16 protein-coding genes and 3 pseudogenes are annotated in these 21012 nt (G+C 65.5%); 15 read left to right on the top strand and 4 right to left on the bottom strand.

Annotated elements, in window-relative coordinates; translation table 11 throughout:
- Positions 1-22: 22 nt before the first annotated feature.
- From ACFVH0_RS15940 to ACFVH0_RS15880, 13 genes are all read left to right on the top strand, one after another.
- Positions 23-1384 carry a glycosyltransferase family 4 protein gene (locus ACFVH0_RS15940; protein WP_385820492.1) on the top strand — a complete coding sequence of 454 codons (1362 nt, stop codon included), beginning with the start codon at positions 23-25 and terminating at the stop codon, positions 1382-1384.
- On the top strand, positions 1381-2070 hold the full coding sequence (locus ACFVH0_RS15935; RefSeq protein WP_385820490.1) for a PIG-L deacetylase family protein: 690 nt from the start codon (positions 1381-1383) through the stop codon (positions 2068-2070). Before ACFVH0_RS15940 ends, ACFVH0_RS15935 begins: the two co-directional genes overlap by 4 nt.
- Positions 2067-3047, top strand: a complete 981-nt coding sequence (gene galE, locus ACFVH0_RS15930; protein WP_385820488.1) for a UDP-glucose 4-epimerase GalE — start codon at positions 2067-2069, stop codon at positions 3045-3047. Before ACFVH0_RS15935 ends, galE begins: the two co-directional genes overlap by 4 nt.
- Entirely contained in the window at positions 3047-3655 is a 609-nt protein-coding gene (locus tag ACFVH0_RS15925; protein ID WP_385820486.1) for a histidine phosphatase family protein, read from the top strand. Before galE ends, ACFVH0_RS15925 begins: the two co-directional genes overlap by 1 nt.
- Positions 3652-5229: an alkaline phosphatase family protein gene (locus ACFVH0_RS15920; protein WP_385820484.1), complete on the top strand. Its 1578-nt coding sequence runs from the start codon at positions 3652-3654 to the stop codon at positions 5227-5229. The genes ACFVH0_RS15925 and ACFVH0_RS15920 overlap by 4 nt, the downstream gene beginning before the upstream one ends.
- Positions 5230-5301: 72 nt before the next feature.
- Positions 5302-7323, top strand: coding sequence for a prolyl oligopeptidase family serine peptidase (locus ACFVH0_RS15915; RefSeq protein WP_385820482.1), 2022 nt, complete (start codon positions 5302-5304; stop codon positions 7321-7323).
- A complete protein-coding gene (locus tag ACFVH0_RS15910) occupies positions 7316-9016 on the top strand; it encodes an AMP-binding protein (RefSeq protein WP_385820481.1) in 1701 nt (566 codons plus the stop codon). The genes ACFVH0_RS15915 and ACFVH0_RS15910 overlap by 8 nt, the downstream gene beginning before the upstream one ends.
- 327 nt (positions 9017-9343) lie before the next feature.
- Positions 9344-10174 carry a transglutaminase domain-containing protein gene (locus tag ACFVH0_RS15905; RefSeq protein WP_385820479.1) on the top strand — a complete coding sequence of 277 codons (831 nt, stop codon included), beginning with the start codon at positions 9344-9346 and terminating at the stop codon, positions 10172-10174.
- A 146-nt stretch (positions 10175-10320) separates the two neighbouring features.
- Positions 10321-11334 carry an FkbO/Hyg5 family chorismatase gene (locus ACFVH0_RS15900; RefSeq protein WP_385820477.1) on the top strand — a complete coding sequence of 338 codons (1014 nt, stop codon included), beginning with the start codon at positions 10321-10323 and terminating at the stop codon, positions 11332-11334.
- Between the two features lie 151 nt (positions 11335-11485).
- Positions 11486-11965, top strand: a complete 480-nt coding sequence (locus tag ACFVH0_RS15895) for an NUDIX hydrolase (RefSeq protein WP_385820475.1) — start codon at positions 11486-11488, stop codon at positions 11963-11965.
- Positions 11966-12029: 64 nt separating this feature from the next.
- A complete protein-coding gene (locus ACFVH0_RS15890; RefSeq protein WP_385820473.1) occupies positions 12030-13742 on the top strand; it encodes a condensation domain-containing protein in 1713 nt (570 codons plus the stop codon).
- A gap of 717 nt (positions 13743-14459) precedes the next feature.
- Positions 14460-14975 (top strand): PPOX class F420-dependent oxidoreductase, encoded by a 516-nt coding sequence (locus ACFVH0_RS15885; protein ID WP_385820471.1) that lies wholly within the window; start codon positions 14460-14462, stop codon positions 14973-14975.
- A gap of 220 nt (positions 14976-15195) precedes the next feature.
- Positions 15196-15618 carry a hypothetical protein gene (locus ACFVH0_RS15880; protein ID WP_385820469.1) on the top strand — a complete coding sequence of 141 codons (423 nt, stop codon included), beginning with the start codon at positions 15196-15198 and terminating at the stop codon, positions 15616-15618.
- 383 nt (positions 15619-16001) lie between these two features.
- On the opposite strand, the pseudogene ACFVH0_RS15875 reads toward ACFVH0_RS15880, so the two are convergent.
- Positions 16002-16187, bottom strand: a pseudogene (locus tag ACFVH0_RS15875) (IS5/IS1182 family transposase); the annotation flags it as partial.
- Between the two features lie 813 nt (positions 16188-17000).
- Here ACFVH0_RS15875 and ACFVH0_RS15870 point away from each other — a divergent pair.
- Positions 17001-17160 (top strand): annotated as a pseudogene (locus tag ACFVH0_RS15870) (ISAzo13 family transposase); the annotation flags it as partial.
- 40 nt (positions 17161-17200) lie between these two features.
- On the opposite strand, the gene ACFVH0_RS15865 reads toward ACFVH0_RS15870, so the two are convergent.
- Positions 17201-17800, bottom strand: a complete 600-nt coding sequence (locus ACFVH0_RS15865; RefSeq protein WP_385820467.1) for a TIGR03086 family metal-binding protein — start codon at positions 17798-17800, stop codon at positions 17201-17203.
- A gap of 186 nt (positions 17801-17986) precedes the next feature.
- Between ACFVH0_RS15865 and ACFVH0_RS15860 the strand changes: the two are divergent.
- A pseudogene (locus tag ACFVH0_RS15860) lies at positions 17987-18061 on the top strand (hypothetical protein); the annotation flags it as partial.
- 28 nt (positions 18062-18089) lie between these two features.
- Here the strand turns inward: ACFVH0_RS15860 and ACFVH0_RS15855 are convergent.
- The gene (locus tag ACFVH0_RS15855; protein WP_385820464.1) at positions 18090-19421 is read right to left on the bottom strand and encodes a type III PLP-dependent enzyme; all 1332 of its coding nucleotides are present in this window, start codon (positions 19419-19421) and stop codon (positions 18090-18092) included.
- The gene (locus ACFVH0_RS15850) at positions 19408-20904 is read right to left on the bottom strand and encodes a class I adenylate-forming enzyme family protein (RefSeq protein ID WP_385820462.1); all 1497 of its coding nucleotides are present in this window, start codon (positions 20902-20904) and stop codon (positions 19408-19410) included. The genes ACFVH0_RS15855 and ACFVH0_RS15850 overlap by 14 nt, the downstream gene beginning before the upstream one ends.
- Positions 20905-21012 lie beyond the last annotated feature (108 nt).

Below are 21012 nucleotides of genomic sequence, written 5' to 3'. Positions count from 1 at the left end.
GCACACAGGAGCAACGCCGGAAATGAAGATCCTCGTGACGATATCCGACCAGGTATGGGGCGGAAAGCACCGTTACATGCTGGACACGGCCTGCGGCATTCGGGCCGCCGGGCATGCCGTGCGCGTAGTGGCCGAGCAGGACGGAATGGCGGCGGCGGAGTTCGAGCGACTCGGTTTCGATGTCACCGTGGTCCCCCCCTTCGCCGACGACCCGTCCCCCGCCGCGGCGGCGCTCACGGCGCACCTCGGTGAGCCGGACGGCCCGCATGTGGTGTGCGTGACCGGACGGCACGACGCCGCAGCAATGAACATTGCCCGGAGCCGGTCCGCCTGCGACCCCCTGGTGGTCTTCTACCGGCACTCGGCCTTCGCCCTGGCCGATGCGGGAGACGCCCGGGAGTTGCTGGACCGTGCCGACCTGGTGGTTGCCACGTCGGAAGAGCAGTTGGAGCGCCAGTTCGGTGGCACCGACGCGTGGTCGCGGAGCGTCGTGATCACAAGCGGGGTCGACCGGCGGTTCGTCGAGGCGGTGAGCGACCTCGACACCACGGCCGCACGAGCCGCCCTCGGCATCGCGGAGGACTCGTTCGTCTTCACGGTGCTCGCGCGCCTGTCCTGGGAGAAGGCCGTCGAACGGGCCGTACGCGCGATGGAGCATGTGGGCGAATCCGTCGACGAGACGACACTCCTCATCGCCGGCGACGGACCGGAGCGCAAGCGGCTGGAGGAACTGGCGCACGAGCTGAACCTCACCGACCGCGTCCGCTTCCTCGGACATGTCACCGACGTCGCACCGGTGTTGGCCGCCTCGGACGCGGTCCTGCTGACCAGCGTGGTGGAGGAGACCGGACCCCTTGCCCTGAAGGAGGCGATGGCAGCCGCCAAACCGGTCATCGCGTCACGAACGGGTGGCATCCCGGAGTTCGTGGAGGACGGAGTCAGCGGCTTCCTGGTCTCCGACGACAAGGAACTCGTCGATGTGATGAACAACCTGTGGTGCGACCCCGTCCAGGCCGCAGCCGTGGGCAGGGCGGCGCAGGCGGCCGTCCTCGGCGGGCACCTGCTGGAACACCGCATGCGCTACCTCGACGAGTGCCTGAACCGGCACGCCCTTCGCAAGCTTGCGTTGGAGGAAGTCCTGGCGGAGTTCTCCTGGGGCACCGTGCGGTGGCGTGATGAGAGGGAGAGCGGCTTCGTCTTCGTCCCACGCACATCCGCGATCTCCGAGTTTCCCCTGTCCGTGTACCAGCCGCTGAAGACCGTCCTCGCGCAGCAGACGCCTGCGGCACTGGCCCAGCTGCCCGTCCCGGACGTCAGGCAACTGGCCGAGCACCTCTTCGACATGGGGGCGCTGGTGCGCTCCGCCCAGGTGGTGTCGGGGTGAGGACGCTGGTTGTCGCGGCCCACCCCGATGACGAGGTCCTCGGGGCAGGCGCCACCATCGCTTCCCTGGCCGACGCCGGCGGCGAGGTCACCGTACTGATCGTGGCCGAGGGAGTCTCCCTGCGGCACGAGGGCGTCACGCTGCGCGCCGCGCAGGACAACTGCCTGCGGGCGGGCGAGAAACTCGGAGTGCGGAATGTGCGGTTCGGTGGCTTCTCCCAGGACGGCGTCCTCATCGCGGACGGACCGCAACGCGACGTCGTGTCGCTGATCGAGCGCACGCTTCGCGACGTACGTCCCGAGCTGGTCCTGACCCACCACCCGGGCGACATCCACGCGGACCACCGGTTGGTCTCCCAGTCCATCTCCTACGCCACGCGCCTGCTCGGTGCCGGTCCGGTCCGCCGCGTCCTCCACTTCGAGGTGCTGTCCTCGACCGAGCAGCAGACGGGACTCGTCGCCCCGTTCCTGCCGAACGTGTTCACCGACGTCTCCGGCTTCGTCGACGCGAAGTGCGAAGCGCTGGAGGTGTACCACTACGAGGTCTTCGACGGCGCTCACCCGCGTTCGGCCTCGGCGGTGCGGGCCCTCGCCCAGTACCGCGGTGTGCAGGCGGGGGTCGCCCAGGCGGAGGCCTTCGCGCTCTCCCGCCAGCTGCTGTCGGCGAAGGAGGCGGAGGCCCGATGAGAGTCCTGGTCACCGGCGGTGCCGGCTACATCGGGTCCTTCGTGGTCCGGCATCTGCTCGGTCAGGGCCACGAGGCGCGCGTGCTCGACAACCTGAGCACGGGGACCGGACGGGCCGTGCCCGACGTACCGCTCGACGTCGTGGACATCCGGGATGCGGACAAGGTCGAGGCAGTGCTCGCTGCCTTCTCCCCCGAAGCGGTGATTCACCTGGCAGCCCTGAAGTCGTCGGCCGAATCGGTCCGTTCCCCGCACCTCTACTACGACGTCAACGTCACCGGTACCGCGGGCATGCTGCGGGCGGCACTGCAGCACGGCGTGGAGCGCTTTGTCTTCTCCTCGTCCTGTGCCGTCTACGGCAGTCCGCAGATATGCCCCGTCGACGAGCGCACCGCGCCGTGCCCGCAGAGTCCCTACGGCGAGACCAAACTGACCGGTGAACGGATGCTGGGCTGGTACGCCCGGTCGGCCGGCATGCGCTACGCGAGTCTGCGCTACTTCAACGTGGCGGGTGCCGCGTCGGACGCCTCACTGGGGGAGTTCACGAGCGAGTCGACCAGTCAGCTGGTGCCGAGGGTGATCGACTCGGCGCTTCGGGGCACGAACCTGGAGATCTACGGGACGGACTACCCGACCGGCGACGGTACGGCCCTGCGCGACTACATACACGTCGAGGACCTGGCGGCGGCCCATGTCCAGGTGCTCGAACGGCTCAACTCCGCGGAGGTCTGTGGCGAGTACAACCTCGGCACGGGCCGGCCGGTGAGCGTGCAGGAGGTCGTCGAGGCGATCGAGCGTCGGTCCGGCCTGCCGGTGCCACGACAGCCGAGGCCGCGAAGGGCCGGCGATCCCATGGTGTCCTGGGCCGATCCCGCGCTGGCCCACCGCGTCTTCGGATGGTCGCCCGAGCGGGACTTCGACGAGATCGTCCGCTCCGCGTGGCTGTGGCACACGTCGGGCGAGCAGAGGCAGGCGTGATGGACGTACTCCTGGTGCGGCACGCACACGATCTGCGCTCGTCCTCGGACGACCGACCGCTGTCTCCGCTGGGGCACGCGCAGGCGGCGGCGCTCGCTCGGCAGCTGAGCGGTACACGGATCACCGGGCTCTGGTCGTCGCCGAGTGAGCGCGCGAGGCAGACCGGCGCGCCACTGGCCTCCGCGCTGGGATTGCCGATGCGCTGCGATCCGCGGCTCGATGAAATCCGCAACGACAGGGAGGACGACTCCGGTGTCCCGCCCCCCAGGGAGCGCGCGAGTGCCGCCCGTTTCGAGGGGGTCGAGGACTGGCCCGCGTTCCTTCTGCGCGTGTCCTCCTTTCTCGGGGAACTCTGTGCCGGAGCGCGTGAGGACCAGCGTGTCGTGATCGTCACGCACAGCGGTGTCTTCGACGCGTTGCACGAGGTGCTGACGGGTGCGGGATGCCGTATCGAACTGGAGGTGGACCACACCGCTGTCACCACCTGGCGGTACCGGCCGGGCTCCGCGGCCGGCACATGGCTCCTGCGACGGCACAACGACATCGGTCATCTGCGGGGCCCGGCATGGCCGGAGTCCTCGCTGTGGTGCAGGAGTGAGGAACGATGAGCGGATCGAGCAGAGTGCAGCTGGTGGTGGTCTGTGTCGACGGCGGCGTACCGGACACGGTGTCCAAGTGGAACTTCTTCTCCCCACGGCAACTGCCGGGCGTGCCGGACCAGGGAACGGTGGCCCTTCCCACGATCTTCCCGTCGTCCACCGCTCCCGCGCACGCCTCCTTCTTGACGGGCGCTCACGCCGCCGCGCACGGCATCGTCGGAAACCGCTTCTGGGACGGCGAACCGGTGGACGAGATCCGGCGGCGGGCCGGCAATCCTGCGCGGACCCTGCATCCTTACGAGGCATCCTCGTTGACGGCACCCTCGCTGGTCGACTGGTTCACCGATCGAGGAGCGAAGGTGGTGGCGCTGCAGTTCCCGCAGACCTTCTCCCGACGCGCCGACGGCAGCCAAATTCCCAGCTTGTACTGCCTGTACGCCCCGGCCCGGGTGGCCCGTGTGCCGATCGGCACGCCCGAGCGGCAGGGGCTGCCTCCGGCAGCCCTGGTCTACTTCGACGAGGCGGTGCCTCTGTCGGCCGTGGCGGGGACCGGGGGTCCTGAGGGCGGTCTGTATCTGGCCCTGGGGTCGGGACCGGCACGCCGTTCACCGGTGCGCGTCGGAGAGACCGTGCGCCTGGAGACGAACCTGTCCGTCGGTGAGTTGTCCGTCGCGGTCACCTGCGTGGGCGTCGACGAAGGGTACGGGGACCTGCACCTCGGCACAGCCGTGCTCACGATGAGGTTCGGCGGGCTGGGGCCGCTGGGCGGGAGACCGCACGCCGACGCGGCCGGCCCCAGCTCCCTGGGTATCGAATACACGGCCAATCCCGAGCACGACTTCCAGGAGGCACCCCGCGCCGAGTGGGTCTGCCGGACCACGCTGGAAGCCCTCGCCGCACACGAGCCGGATGTTCTGTTCGTCCGGTTCAACCAGGTCGACCACGCCCAGGAGTTCCTCTACTGGCATGCCGCCCGGAGCGGGGGTGCCCAGGCAAGCCTCGCACAGCAGCAGATTCTGGACACGTACCGGACGATCGACCATTGTCTGGGTCAGATCACGGACGCGGTGGGTCCACAGGCCGACTACGTGCTCTTCTCCGACCACGGCATCGACTACGTCGAGACCCACCTGCGGCCCAACGTCGTCCTGCGGGAACTGGGTCTCGCGGACCGGATGATCTTCCAGGGCGACAGCAACATCGCTTACCTGTACTGCGACGAACCGGTGTCCGCCGTCCAGCGCCGCCGGATCCATCAGGCGCTGGCCGCGACGGACGGCACGATCCGGCCCGTGGACGCAGCGACGGCGGACACGTGGAGACTCCCCTGGACGAGCGGTCGCCTCGGCCGGCTGGCGGTGATGTGCGGCCCACATCGCGAATTTGTCTACGGCGTCCAGGGAGCCGGTGCCGAGTCGGTGCGCTCCGCGTCGCACGGTTACCTGCCGTCGAGCCCGAGGATGTCGGGGTTCTTCCGCATGTTCGGGCCGCACACCGACGGCGTCCCCCAGCCCGGCCATCTGACCGATGCCGCCGGCGTCGTCCGTCAGCTCTGGTCGAAACGCCAGTGCCTGCGAGGATGACCCGCCCTCCGATCCGTTCCGCGCGACGGGGCGCGCCGCCGCTCCCCTCGTATCCTCAACCCCAGGAGCACCATGCGATCTGCTGCAGCGCCTTCCCTCCAGGAGAAGGAAGCCGAGGCCGTCGAGTTCCGGCTGACCGATCTGAGCCGGTTCCGGATCCCGGAACAGGTCGCCCTCGCCCCGCACGGCGACACGGTCGCGATCATCGTGCGGGAAGCCGACACGAAGGCGGACCGGTGGCGGACGGTCCTGGCACTCTCCGACGGCGCAGGCGCACTGGACACGATCGACGAGAACGATGCGGACGCGGCCTGCTGGTCGCCCGCCGGGGACCGGCTCGCCTATGTCGCGAAAGCGCCGGGGAGCCTCGGCAGCACCATCCGCCTGTGGACCGGTGCGACCCGAGCCGTGACGGATCTCGTGCCCGGCCTGACCGCCGTCAGCCACCTGGCCTGGTCGCCGGACGGCTCCGAACTCGCCTTCGTCGCAGCCCTGGACACAGCGGCGGAGGAGCCGGCGGCCGGACGGCGTGGCAAGCCGCCCACGGTCGTGCGCGAACTCGGCTACAAGGTGGAAGGCATCGGTCTGTTGCCGGCGGCCCGTCGTCGATTGTGCGTCGTCCGGGTGGGCACCGGTGCGGTCCGCTGCCTGACGGACGACAAGATGGACGTCACTGCCCCGTCATGGTCCCTCGACGGCAGCGTCATGATCTTCGCAGGCAGTGCCGGACGAGGGTCGGCGGTGCGGGCCAGACTGTTCTCGGTCGACGCCGCGGGCGGTGAGATGCGGCAGATCAGTCCTTGGGAAGGCACCGTCATCTGGACGGGACGCTCCCCCGACGGCCGGCTCTTCTTCGCGGGCCAGCGCACTCTCGGCCCGTGCCAGCGCAGCACTCTCTACCTCCTGCCGGACGACTCGGTCGAACCCGTCGACCTGCTCTCCGGGTTCGACCGCCGGCTGATGGCCTCGAACCGCGGCACCACACCGGCGGCGGTGTTTCTCGACGACGAAATCCTGTTCTGCGCCCGCGAGGCGGGATGCACCTGGGCCTACACCGTTTCCCTGGCCGGCGGCGAGGTCAAACCCTGGCTGACCGGCGAGTCGACCGTGATCCAGGGGATGAGTGCGGCGGATGCCACCGGAACGATCGCGCTCGTCCTCAGCGACGCGCACAGCACCGGCGAGGTCCACATGTCCGGCCTCCGTAAGGCAGAACCGCTGAGGATCACGGATCTCAATTCCTGGGCCGCACAAGCGCGGACCGGTGTGGCCCAGGGCATCAGCTTCCGCGCCCCGGGACGTGCCGAAGTGCACGGCTACCTGCTACGCGGTCGGCCCGCCGGGGTCGACGGCCCCACACTCCTCGACATCCACGGCGGCCCGGACAACGCGTGGCGGCCGAGTTTCTCGCCTCATTACCTCTATCGGCAGGTCCTGGTGGACCGCGGCTGGAACATCCTGTTGCTCAACCCGCGGGGTAGTGACGGCTACGGCGAGGAGTACATGCGCAGCCCCCTGGGACGTCTGGGGTTCAGCGAGGAGGAGGACTTCCTGCTCGCCCTCGACTGTCTGGTGCGCGACGGGCTGGCCACGGAAGGCATGGTGGCCGTCATGGGCTCCAGCCATGGGGGCTTCATGACCAACTGGCTCACCGCTCGCACCGACCGCTTCGCCGCCGGGGTCAGCATGTCCGGCGTGGCCAACTGGACCAGCCTCTACGGAACCAGCTGGCTCGGCCCGGTATCCGTTCCGATCATGCTCGGCGGCACCCCCGACGAGGTGCCCGCCCAGTACGCCGCGAGTTCACCGCTGACGTACGTGAAGGGTGTGACCGCGCCGACGCTGCTGATTCACGGCGAGCGGGACCAGATGACCCCGATCGGTCAGAGCGAGGAGTGGTTCACCGCGCTGCGCCGCGAGGGGCGCACCGTCGAGTTCGTTCGCTACCCGTCGGGTGGCCACCTCTTCATGTACAACGGCGCGCTCAGCCACCAGCTGGACTATGGACGGCGCGTCGTCGAGTGGCTGATCCGCCATGTGGAGGACGTCGGCCCCGGCCGGGCCGGGACAACGCGGAGGCAGGACAGTGAATAGGGAACACGAGTCTGCCGACGCCGGACGGGAGACCGTCACACCCTTCCCGGACACACCGCTCCTCGCTCGTCCGCTGCCGGACATCGTGTGGGACCGGGCCAGTGCCGACCCCGAGGGACTGGCCGTCGTCGAACTGGGCGAACGCGGGGACACCACATTGACGTGGCGGGAACTCGTCGACCGGGCCGAGCGCATCGCCCACGTCCTGCTGGCCCTCGGCGTACGGCCGGGCGAGACGGTCATGGTGCAACTGCCGAACTCCGCTGCCTTCGTCGCGGCTTCCCTGGCCGCTCTCAGGATCGGCGCCGTCTGCTGCCCGGTACTGCCGGCCCTCGGACAGCGTGAACTGGAGTACGCGCTGCGGCGGTCCGGTGCCCGCGTCCTTTTCGTGCCAGAGGAATTCCGCAAACGCCGGTACGCGCAGGAAACCCGGTTCATGGCCGAGGCCCGCCGGACCGCACGCCTCGCCCATGTCCTGGTGGTCGCGGAGGATTCGGCCCTGGCGTACGACGGGGACGAGTCCGACACCGGTGTGGTCTTCCACGACCTCGTCCGCAGCACGGCCGCGGCGCGGCCCGCGGAGCGCCCCCCCGAGCTGGGCCCGGACACGGTGGCCCACCTGTTGTTCACGTCGGGGACCACCGGTGAGCCGAAGGGAGTACCGCACCGCATGGGGACGCTCAACCACGCCGCCCTGCTGATGAGCCGCAGATTGGGCCTGACCGGGCGGGACAGGTGGCACATCGCCTCACCGATGGCGCACCACAGCGGATTCCTCTACGGGATGTGGGTGGCGCTGCTCCTCGGCGGCGTGCAGGTCCTCCAGCCGGTGTGGGACGCCGACCGCGCGCTGGAGGCGTTCACCCGCTGGCGGAGCACCTTCATGCAGGGCGCCACGCCGTTCCTCCTCGACATGGTCGGCGCGGTCGACGCGGGCGTGCCCCCACCGCAGTCCTTGAGCACCTTCGTGATCACCGGGGCGTCCGTGCCCAGGGCGCTGTCGGCGCGCGCCCGCTCGTCGCTGGGCATCCAGGTGTGTGCGGGATGGGGGAGCACCGAAACCTGCTTCGCCACCCTGTCGGCGCCCAGCGACGACGAGGAACTCGTGACAGCGACGGATGGCCGGTCGCTGGACGGTGTTCGGCTGCGGGTCGTCGGCGAAGCCGGCCGGCTCCTGGGCCCAGGAGCCGAGGGCAATCTCCAGGTGACGGGCCCCTGTCTCTTCGAGGGATACCTCGGCCGGCCCGACCTGACCGAGGAGGCGTTCACCGCCGACGGCTGGTACCGGACCGGGGACTTGGCTGTGATCGAACCCACCGGGTATCTGCGTATCACCGGCCGCGTGAAGGATGTCATCAACCGGGGCGGTGAGAAGATCCCCGTCGGTGACATCGAGCAGTTGCTGATGACACACCCCGCGGTGCGTGACGCGGCCGTCGTCGCGATGCCGGACCGGCGACTGGGCGAGCGGGCCTGCCTCTTCGCAGTCCTGAGCCCGGGAGGATTCCTCGATCTGACGGCAATGCAGATCTTCCTGGAGGGCGAGAAGGTCGCGAAGCACTACTGGCCCGAGCGAGTGGAAATCGTGGACGCCCTGCCCCGTAACCCTGCCGGAAAGGTGCAGAAATTCATACTCCGGCAGCTCGCAAAGGGCGCCACCGGTCGGCGTATGGGAGAGGATGATGGGATTTGAGCAGCGGTTCGGCACGGCCCTCAAGGACATCTTTCCGCCGCGAGGAGCCTTGGAACCCACTCGCCCATATGAATCCGGTCGTGGCGCTGGAAGGCGGGTTCCGGATCGAGCTCTCGCCGGACCTGATAGAAGAAACGGTCACGTACGAGAGGGCCATGGAGATCACTCGGGATGCTCTGACGGAGGGTGAGGCCTCAGATGTCACGGCGTAACTCGGTCGGCACGGGTACCGGTTCGGTTCTGGACACTGATACGGCGATCGATACGGCCATCAGGAACATCCGCAAGATACCGAACCGGTACCGCGAGTATTCGGAGGACGTCGACATGGTGGCGCAGATCCACCAGGTCGACGATGAACTGCTGAAGATCCTGATCGAGCGGGGACTGCCGTACGCGAAGCACGGCGGTGAGTACTGGTTCGACCGCACGGACATGGAGAACATCGGCCTCACCCTCCGGCTGCCCTGCCCACGCTACTCGGGGATGCGCTGGTGGTCACGGTGCCTGGAGACGATGAAGACCGACGAGGTCAGACGGTACGACCTGAAGATCGCTGCGAAGTGCCCGGAACCCGGACACGAAGGGAATTGCGAGTTCTGCATGACCTCGCAGCTGGAAGCCGCCGCGCTGCCGGGCAGCACACGGATGACGGGATCCGGGTCGTTCGTCGCGCAGGTCGATCTCAATGCCGCGGAGAAGTTCTTCGAAGGCGCCCATGCGGACCTTCTCGAATTGCTTGAGCCGCTGGATTTCCACCTGCTCCCCTACCTCACCCCGCTCACCCCGGAATTCGCGGAGGAGACAGGGCTGGCTGACTGTAGGGTTGCCGCCCGGATCCTGCTCAGTGAGGCCGCCGCCCGGGGACTGACCGCCCGTCCTGCTTCCGGCTACTTCATGGCGGCGCCGTTTCCCATGAAGCATGCCTGGATCCAGTTCGAGATCGACGGGGAGTGGGTGTCGGCGGATCCGTTCCTCCTAAAGGCGTTCGCGGAGTGGGGCATCGTCGACCCGAAGGTCTGGCCGCAGAATCGGTCCCTGCACGGAATTCTCTGGACCATCGAACCGAAGACGTCAGCCGAATCGTCGATTGTCGAGCACGGCGGCAGCGTGGTGGACGCGTCCGTCACCATCGCCCGCAGGCGAGTCGTTGCCTGACGGGCCCCGGCAGGTCCCGCGGCGTCCAGCGGCCATCGGCCGGTTCCTCCGCCCCGGGGCCGGCCGCCCTCTCCCCGGAACCGACCGTCCGTCATCCGAAATCCGCTTCCGCGAGCAACCCTCGCGTCCGGACACGAAGAGAGCAAGTGAAACGCGAACCCATTGACAGTGCCTTTCAGTTCGCCGACGAGGCCGACACGGTTCCCGACGGCAGACACGTCCTGGGACGTGTCATGTTCGGCGAGCGGCCCACCGGCCCCGCGCTGAGGGGAGGGACTTCGGAGATCGGCGTCCACATGGCCTCTCCGGGGTTCGACCCTTTCAGCGAGATCTGGACCACAGGCGTTCCCGCCACCGGCGGCGAGCACCGAGGGCTGGTGTACGCCCACGACGGCGAGTACCTGTTCTGTGCCGGCCGCATCCCCGAGGCCGGCACCTACCGCGATGCCACCCGGGAGACCTACGAGGCAGCGTTCGAGCTGATGGACCTGCTCGACTACCCCCACGTCTTTCGAATGTGGAATTACATAGGCCGGATCAACGCGGACAATGCCGAGGGAATGGAGGTCTATCGGGACTTCTGCATCGGCCGTGCCGAGGCGTTCGAGGGCAAGCCGGACCGCGTCCACTGCATGCCCGCGGCTACCGGCATCGGATCCCGCGGCGGCGGTGTCGCCCTCGTCTTCCTGGCCACCCGCACCGGGACGATCCAGAACATCGAGAACGGCCGGCAGGTACCCGCGTACGCCTATCCACGCCGGTACGGCCCGAAGCCTCCCAGCTTCGCCCGGGCCACCCGGCTCGTGCCCGCCGGGATGTCCGAGGAGCACGGCGCCGTGTACGTGTCAGGCACCGCCAGCATCACGGGCCACCTGACCCGGCATGCGGGGGACATCGAGGCGCAGTGTGCCTTGGCCCTGGAGAACATCGCGCACCTCGTCAGCGACGCCAATCTGGCGCGCGGCGGGCTGAGCGGCGGCCACGACCTCAAGGACCTGCACCGACTGAAGGTATACGTACGGCACGTGGAACACCTGCCCGTCGTGCGGGCCGCGTGCGCCACCGCCTTCCCGGCCACGCGGATCTCGTACCTGAACGTGAACATCTGCCGGGCCGACCTGCTCGTGGAGATCGAGGGCGTCGTTCCGGCCGTGACCTGACTCGATCCGCCCACCTCCCGGACTCTCCGGCCGAGGGAGGATCCCCTACCGTGATCACCGATTCTCCACCGTGCCCGGCCGGGCACCCGTTCACGTCGTTCTTTCGGCCGGATCGAGCAGCCGGCCTGCTGAAACCCCAGGAGACCCGCGCATGCCCGATGGAACCGCTCCGCCCTCGTACCTGTTGGGAGCGACCTGTATCGCCTTCGACGAAACCGGACGGGTGCTCATCCTGCTGCGTCGAAGTCCGGTGCGATGGGAGCTTCCTGGCGGCCTGGTCGAGCCGGGCGAGCATTTCCCCGACGCAGCGGTGCGGGAAACGCAGGAGGAGACGGGAGTCACGGTCCGCGTGCGCGGTCTGGTCGGCGTCTACCAGCATCCCAGCAGAGGAATCCTCGCTGGGCTCTTCCTGGCCGACGCTGTTTCGGGGGAACCGCATCCGACCACAGAGGCAAGCATTGTCGAATGGACGCCCGTTGATGAAGCGCTGGAGAAACTGCACCCCCTGTACCGACCTCGACTCGAAGACGCCCTCGCCGCTGGGCAGAAATCCGTACTGCGCGTGCACGAGGGAGCGCAAATGATCTCATGCCTCGAACTCTCCAGGAGGTCCGCACACTCCCAGGAGTAGAGCAGGGCCGTCCCATGTGGCTCGACCCCGAGGCCGGCTCTGGACTCCTCAACACATAAAGGAGATGCAGCTCACCATGCGAATTTCTGAAATTCCCGCAAACTTTCACGGAACCCGCAGCGGCATCCGACCCATGACATGGGGACAGGTAAGACACTCCCGCTTGCTCGACGAGAAGCACCCATCCGAATTGGGAGTTTTCAACATCAGGCGAGAAATATCGATTCCCCAGGGTGTTCGAGTTGAAGCAGTAGTCGAGGCCATCGCGCTTGCCATGGAACAGTTCGAGGCTCTCCGAACCCGATTCAACCCAAACCCCGATCGGCTTCAGATTCTCTCGGACAAGGGAACTCTTCCGATCACGGCTATTGAAATCGAGGACGATGAACATGAATCCTTGAATGAATATATCGGCCATTGGCAGCAGGCCCATTTCGGCGACGAGTTTTCCATACGAGCCGCAATCACCATTGAACACAAATCAGTGCAGCATCTTTTTATTGTGTACAATCACCTGACCATCGACGGCGCCTCTGCGGGATTGATTGACGCTTTCATCAGCGATTCCATCAGGGGAACCAGCGCGCACTCGAATTCATCTCGACCAATACAACCCTTCGAGATTCAGGAATACGAGAATTCCCGACTCGGCAGAGCGCGGAGTGCCAGGGCGGCAGAGTATTGGGCGCATGTGCTTCGCCAAATCCCAGGCACGACATTCTCGCCTCGCGCGGACAGATCCACCCGCCCGGCACAGAGCACCATTGGGCACCAGCGAATAATTCAGGCGACTTATAGTTCTGCCAGCCTCTCGCAGTCGCAGGCGAAGATTGCGCAACGCTTGGGTGTGAGTCACCCTTCGATCATTGCCGCTGCATTCTTTTCATTGATTTCGCTCCTCACGTCAAACCATTATGTAACCCTTCAGATTCTCTGCTCGAATCGCCCGCCCAGCGAAGTGAAATCTGTTACAAATCTCGCCCAGAATGCAATCGCGCTTGTTGACTGCAGCGGGGCAACATTCGACACCCTTGCAAAGCGAGTCGGCGGCGCGGCACTGCGGGCGTATCGACATGGGAGATACGACCCCAGGATAGAGGATGACTTGATGCGCGAGGTTCGCAGTGAGCGCGGAATTCACGTGACGCGCGATTCCTGCATGTTTAATTACGTCAACACTACTGACGACTTTCCAGCATCAGAATTCGAACCTCTGGGGGAGGTGAAATGGTTGGGTTACAGCTCTCGATGGACTGCTCCTCCGATGAAATTCAACGTTCTATCCGCAGGGTCGATGGTTCGCCTGAGAATTGACGCCGATGACGCATATCTAACCAGGAATGAGGTAGAGCTTCTTCTCCGTGGGGTGGAGAGAATTTGCGCCGAAGCCGCTACTCGCAGTATAAAAATTTCCGACATCATCGATATGTGCGGAGTTTCTCCGACGGTTCGCTCTGATGAATGGCTATATCGAGACCGCACCTATATCGACCTTCGTTCCGCCCGGAACCTGTTGGACGGTATTCCGGGAGTGGAATCGGCATCGCTTGCGGTTGAAGAGAGCGATGCAGGAGATTCGAAAATTACTTGTAACGTTTACGCCGAAAACGAGAGAATTACGGCCCGCTACGTCCACTCCAGCATTGTCGACAGGTTGCACTCGTTCCCGTATGGATCTGCGCCGACTTGGTACGATGTGCATCTTGCAGGGGGCCGCGGGGGGCGCCTTCTCGATTCCGGGTCCGGTCGCGGCGATGCTCGCTCAGACTCCTCCTGAAGAGAAGAACTCCGATTCTTCAGCCGTTATCACTGTCACGTGAGGCGGTGACTTCCGTATCGAGGTCTTAGGAAATCCCAAGGTGGGCGGGGCGCCTACCGGGGTGGAATGCGACGATGTGTCGCCCTCTGACGGGCCCTGGAAACAGAAGGCGAACTGCCGGCCGACGTCCCGAACCCGTGGCGCATGGTCTTCGAACTGTCGCGCCCACAGCCCGGTGAACGGCTCCACCCACAACGGCTCAGCCCGCAACACTCCACCCGGACAGGAGAAATCCCCGCCCAGCAGATTTCGGCGACACGCTTTCATGAGTCGAACGACAGCGTCCGGCCCTGCCTTGTTCGTCGATCGCGGCCGGCGATTTCAGCTTCCCTGGTCGACGAGCAGCGGGGTAACGGCCGGTTTTCATTCCGGTCGCGCTCTTCATCATCATTTTCCTACACCGGGCCGTCTCGACGGCGGTTCTCCATCTCGGTCATAGCGCTCCTTCTGCACCGCCGTCCAGAACGCCGCTCCCGTGAACCAGTACGCCGAAATGCCTCCAATCCTGAAGTGCGTCCAGTGAAATGAGGAGCAACGCCTTTCGGTCACAATGCGGATTACCACCTCGATCACTCCGAAAGATTCCCGCGCCCGATCGCATATCCCTCATTGTGGGATATGGTAGAGGGCAGCTCGCGCACGGACCGGCTCACCGTGCAGCCCTGAACCATCACCATGGTTGCACCAACGTCAGAAAATTCACCACATCGAACTACCCGACATAATAGATCCGCATCTCAAGTGGAGAACAAAATTCCTATCTCACCTGCCTGGACCCCGCCGTCCCCTCAGAATCCAGAAGTTCTACCTGCCGAGATCATCCAATGGCTCGACCAGAATGCGTGTGCCACGCTCGCGACAGTCGAGCCTGATGGGCGACCGCAGCTATCGATAGTCTGGGCTCATCATGAGGACAACCGGATCTTGATCGCTACAGTCGCGGGAAGGCGAAAGCATAAAAACCTGCTTCGGAACCCACAGGCCACCGTGTTGGTCGCTCACCCAGAAAGCCAAGACCACTACGTGGAGGTACGAGGCAGGGCGGAGATCATCGAGGCCGGCGGGAGAGAGCTCATTGATTTCCTCCACGAAAAGCATCGAGGAACTCGCCCGTACCCCTGGGATGCTCCTGGCGAAAAGCGTGTGATTGTGAGCATCGTGCCGGAGCGGATTCTTGTATTCCACGGCTAGGAGCTGCCACAAGAAGCTGTGTTCTCACATCAGCGAGACGGTCTGGTGGGGCGGTCGTTCCGGGGCCGACCGCTTGGAGGAAATGAGTACGCTGCCGAGGATCATATTCGGTGATCAGTAGACATTGATCGAGCGGCGGGCGGTACCGACCAGCAGGCACAGATGGTCCGGCACCGGCCGCCGCTCAATCGTGCGTCCCGTCAGATGGGCGTACGTTGCGATGAACGTCGAGTCTCAGGACAGTCTCCGCACCTTCGCGGATGCGGAGAGGAACGGTGAGCTCGGCGGCGGCTACGTTCTCCATGCGGGTCGGTTGACCGATGCTCATGCCGGAGAGACCGAGGCGGGCTCGCCGACCTTGATCAGGTACGCCGACGATCTGGTGGCTCTCCGTCACAGCCGTGACGAGGCCGAGCAGGTCAAGGCTCGACTTGCCGCGTGGCTGATGCCCGGGGGTCCGGTCTACAACTTTGTGGTGCCCCGATATTTCGGATGGTTCAACCGGTCCAGGCAGGACCGGTGGGTGTTCGGCGACCGGGAGACCGACCCCTGTCTCACCAAGTCCGCCTGGACCAAGACTGTCCGGCATCAGATGATTCCGGGCCGGGCGTCGGTCGACGACCCGGCCCTGAGCGATTACTGAGCTGCACGGCGGAGCAAGAGGAATCCCCCGCTGAGTGCGAGCGGGCTGCGACTGCTGCAGAAGCAGCACGGCCGCTGCCCGCTCTGCGACGGGCTTCTCCTTCACACCGGCCATGAGCCGCAGAGCCCATGGAATGGGAGCAGTGGCTCAAGGTGACCCGGCAAGCGATCCGCAAGAACGCGATCACCGCCGACCCGGGCCGCAGCACACCGGACAACCCCGCCCACCTCCGCCTGATCCACACCCACTGCCACCGCCGGCGGCCGGACAGCACTGCAACCTGCCGGCAGCCCTCCGGGGCCTTCTTGAGCCGTGTTGCTCGGACGACGGGCACGCACGGTTCTGAGGGGGTGCGGCGCAGCAATGCGCCGCACCTACCCGACCTGGTCGGCAACCGTGTGGTCGCGAGTGGGCACCAGGGCGCCTTCGACGACGAGCACGGTGTCCTTGCGGAACCGCTTCCGTGGCTGGAGCGCCGGCATCGATCCGAGGTGGTCAGTGATCCGGTCCACTGACGACTTGGAGATCACGGACAACGGGGCAAGCTGCTGTATCGTCATGTTCGTTCGCCGGTGAAGTGAACTTTCCAGGACGGCTTCGACGCCGTGATCACACCAGCCACACCGTGATCGTTCCACCTGGGGAGAAGTAAGCGACATGCCGTCGCTCACGGAGCAGCAACCTCCGCCCGCCGCACCTTCTGGACCCGAGTCGGTCCAGAATGCCGCCATGGCCGAAGAAGAGCACAACGCGGCAGATGCACGCTCATTCCTGTCGTACGCCGCCGAGGTGGCGCGGCTGCTGGACCTCGGGAACGCGGCCGGCGTGCCGGAAGCCCACCGCGCGCGGCACCCGTCCCATGCGGCACGCAAGCCACTACTCGAACACGCCGGTCTGGCCGAAGAGTTCTTCGCCCCGCTGACGGCGGCGGTCCACGACCCGGATCCCAGCTTCTGCCGCTGGTTCGTCGAGCCGGTGGTCTACGCATTCGGGCGCCGTCGGGTGCTGGCAGCGCTGGTCGACTATCCACGGATGGGCACGGGTGCTGAGCAAGCGGGTGCCGTGCGGGCGTGGTATCGCGCGCAGAGCGGTCCCCAGCGTACGGACCCGGCGGAGTGCGTGATCCCGCCCTGGACGAGTCGCAAGTCATCGAGGATGCCTGGCTGGAGGCCTCGATCCGGATGCTCGCCGAGGCCACCGATCTGCGGATGCGCCACCGTGTCCTGCTGGGCCTGCCTACCTCGCGCGCTGCATACCCGCCACGCCTGCACAAGCAGCTTGAGCGCACGCTCGCGTCCGCCCGGGCGCGCCCCGACCAGCACATCCGCCGCTGGGCCGCCGTAGCCCACGCCTTGGTGTTACGGGGCAGCCCTGAAATGAACGCTGGGCGGGAGTGGCACAAGGTCGGTCAGCCCGTGCAGGTCGAGGCGCACGACTTCCTGGACCGGGCAAGGTCCAAGCAAGGCAACCCCGCACGGGATCTACGACCTCGCAGCCGCCACCGACTGGGTCGGCGTCGGCACCGACCATGACATCGCTGCATGCCGCGGATGTCGAAGGTCGAGCTCGCCCTTTCCTTCGCTCAGCGGCCGAACAGACGCAGCAACCGGGCTTGGCGGGCCTCCCCGGCCACGGGTGGAGCCCCTGGGGCGGCGAAGAAGCGGTGGGTGGTGTCGGCGGAGACAGGTGACTCCGCCAAGCCGGCGTAAATTTCGGCGAGGTGCTCTTCGATCCAGGCGACGAGCTCCGGATCGAGCTTCTCGGGAGCGTTGACGGCTCGGGCCAGGTCCCAGGTGTGAATGGTCGCGTCCGTGGTGCGGACTGCGAGGGCCTGTTCTCCGGTCACCGGGCCGAGAGGGTGGTCGAGAGTCTGCTGGAGGGCGCCCGGCCTCCGGAACGCCTCGGCGCACTCCCGCACCGACCGGATGTAGGCACCCACCGGATCGCTGCCCAGAGCGTCCTCGTCCCGGAGCCGGAGGAAGTCGGCGGCCGAGCCGCCATCCAGCAGTGAGACGTAGTTGAGGTTTCCCCGGGTCATGTGGTTGACGAGGTGGCGTACGTCCCACTCTGCGCAGGGGGTGGGTGCCGTCCACTGCTCGGCCCGTACTCCGCGCAGCCTGTGGGTGAACTCGGAACCGGAGAGTAGATAGCGGTCGATGATTCCAGCGAAGCGGTATGACATGGCCGCAGCGTAGGAGTGCAGAAGGCGACGTGCTGGCGGAAATCAGCCGCCGAGCTCCGGAGGCACGCCCGCCGGCCACTTGCCCGAAAGGCGGGTCTCCTGGACTGAGCCGGTAGTGCCGTCACTTCTCGTCGACATGCACGGCCCCACTGATCAGCAAGTGACTCCGAAACCAGTCGACTAACGCTGTTCCTGGAGATCAACGAGGCCACATCCGAGGTCGCCCCGGTCCGCCACTGGTGGAACTCAACCGGCCAGGGCGATTACCCGCACGTCCGTCGGCCGCTGATCACTGCGGGCGCAGGAGGCCGGAACGGCCCACAGGGGACCAGTTCGTACTGCGGACCAATTCGAGACGCGAAGCGCTCGGTTCAAGGTCTGGTCGCTCGCTGTCCACGATGACCTCGGTCGGTAGCGGATGACCGAGGAACGCGACCAGGCTGGCATAGAGGCCATAGGCGCCGACATTCGGAACAGCGAGAATGTCATTGAGTTCGAGCGGTGGCAGCGGCGTGGAACGCGCCCACGTGTCCAAGGGGGTACACAGAGGGCCTGTGACCAAAGTCGGAACGGTCACGCTGCCGTTCGCGGCGGGGTCCTTGTCATCGGTACGCACAAGGGTGGGCAGTAGAGGGGGAACGCGACGCAGTCCGGCCATGCCCCCGAGGTGGTTGATGCCCGAGTCGACCACCACCACAGTTGTTCCGTGGGACTGCTTGACATCAAGAACCTTCGTGAACAGTGTTCCCGCAGTGGCAGTAAGGTACCGGCCCGACTCGAATGTGACGTATGGGGCGCCGCGACGCCATCCGGGAACCAGCTCGTCGAGAAGTGAAGCCACTCTCGCGGCAAGGCCATTCCAGATCAGCGGCCCGCCGGCCCGAGCGAACGGCGCGCCGAACCCGCCTCCCAGATCGAGCGTATGAAGGCACATGCCATGAGGCGTCAGAGCCTCGGTGGCGCGCATTGCCGCAGTCAGAGAGCGGGCGAACTGGGCGACAAGATCGTCAGTTGCTGTGTAGTTCGTTCCCATATAACAGTGGATGCCCTCCACAGTGACGTGCTTTCGTCCTGAGAAGGCTTGCGGTTCAGCAACGACCCATTCCAGGTCTGCACCGAACTGCGAAGCACGGCCACTCATTGCGAGCCCTTGGCCTCGTGCAGGTACAGCATCGTTGATGCGCAATATCGCACGACAATGCAGGCCCAGTCCTCCCGCCAGCCTGTCGATCTGGTCCAGGGCAGCAGGTGAATCCACCGAGAACTGACGTACGCCGCATCGCAGAGCCTCTTCGAGATCCTCGTCCCGCTTACCGGGCCCGCCGTACAGCAGCTCCGATGCCGGCCATCCTGCCTCGATGGCGCTGGCGACCTCGCCCCGTGAGCAGACTTCCGCAGCCGCACCCGCGATCCGGAGCTCACGCACTACTGCCGGATGGGGGTTGGATTTCATCGAGTAGAACAGGCCTGTTCCCTCGGGGAGCATCGTGCGTAGCCTGTGCCAGTTCGCCCTGAGTTCAGCAAGGTCATATACGTAAGCCGGAGTATCAATAGCCTGGAGTTGCTCAGACGTCAACGGCATCTTCTGCACGTCCGAATCATTCACATTACTGACCGACACGAATTTCCTCTTCTGCTGCTCTTGCCAGGGCAGGACGATCCACCTTGCCATTGGAGTTGAAGGGAAATTCCGAGAGCACTACGCATTGTCGGGGAATCTTAAACGCTTCGATATAGGTCCGCATGGCGGTCGCTACGTAATCAGCCGGAAACTCACTGACCACGGCGAGGATCGCCGGCCGATCAGCCGTCGGGGGCAGAACAGCCGCGTCGGTTACGCCGGCCACTCTTCGCGCAGCCGCTTGAACTTCGATCGCACTGATCCGGAACCCGCGTTCCTTGTAGACGTCGTCACGGCGGCCGCAGAAGTAGAGGTACCCTTCCTCATCCGTGTAGCCGTAGTCACCCGTGTGCAGTTCTGGAAAAAGCCCAGACCGCCGGGGAAATCGCTGGGCAGTTTGCTCCGGGCGATTCCAGTAGCCGGCCATCACGTGTGGCCCCCGCACCACGATCTCACCCACTTCCCCGGCGTTGAGCCGCGTGCCGGCATCATCGACGACCAGCACCTCGGTGCCGGGCAGCGGCAACCCACAGGCTCCTGGCCGGCGCACGTCTTCGTCCGCCGGCATGATGGCCACACGCTTGCACTCGGTGAGCCCGTACATGAGTTGAACCGTGACACCAGGTATTCTCGCCCGCAAAGTGGAGATGGTGTCCTCTGCGACAGCTGCGCCGGTGTTCGTAATAAGACGGAGAGACGGGGACTCGCTTCCAGTCCGTCCGAGCATTCGTACTAGCGCCTCCGCCAGAGAAGGAACCGCCGGGAGCACTGTCGCCCTGCTGCGCAGGAGGTCCTTCAGGAGCAACGCACTGTAATTTATGGATCGGCCGAGAAAGACAGCAGCACCACTGATCGCCGCAAGAAATACCTGGTACAACCCATAGTCAAAGGAAAGCGGGAGCGCGCAATAAATGACGTCACTCTGACGATAATTAAGCACTGATTGTACGGCGGACGTCGCGAACACCATTTGCTGATGGCTGCAGACGACTGCTTTCGGCAGCGACGTGGTTCCTGACGTATAGAGTAGACACGCAGGATCAACGCTGATGGGCCGCGGTATCCGCTCCACCGGAACCACCGCAGTGACGGACGCCAAACCACTCAGTGGAAACGTTCCGATTCCCCGGCTCTCCGCCCTACGCCGATCGTCGGAAACATCAGTGATCAAAAATTTCGGGCGACAATCATCAAGGACGTGCTCCAGAGGAATTCCAGTCACCTGTTCGTGCAGCGGAACGAAGACGACACCCACTCTCGCTGCTGCAAAAAACAGGCTTACGACCGTGGCGCTGGGATGTGCCGCAACGGCAACCCTGTCTCCGGGGCAAAGCCCTAGCGAAACCAACCAGTCTGCCAGACAAGAACTTTGGGCATGCAAATCATTGTACGTGACTCGACTGGAGCCGTCAGTTATTGCCAGACGGTCACCCCAGCGCTTCGAAGCATTGTCCAGGAGGTCACTGAGAAGCTCGGGCTTCATATTCCCTGAATTTGTCACGGAAAATCTTTCCCATAGGTGTATTCTGTGTAATTCCTCATCCACACGGTGCGGTCACGGACCGTCCGCACCAGGCTCGTCCAGCAGCGT

The sequence above is a fragment of the Streptomyces sp. NPDC127117 genome, from assembly GCF_042677325.1.
Taxonomy (GTDB): domain Bacteria; phylum Actinomycetota; class Actinomycetes; order Streptomycetales; family Streptomycetaceae; genus Streptomyces.
Note: the sequence above shows the minus strand (reverse complement) of the source record. Positions and strands in the feature narration are given on the sequence as shown.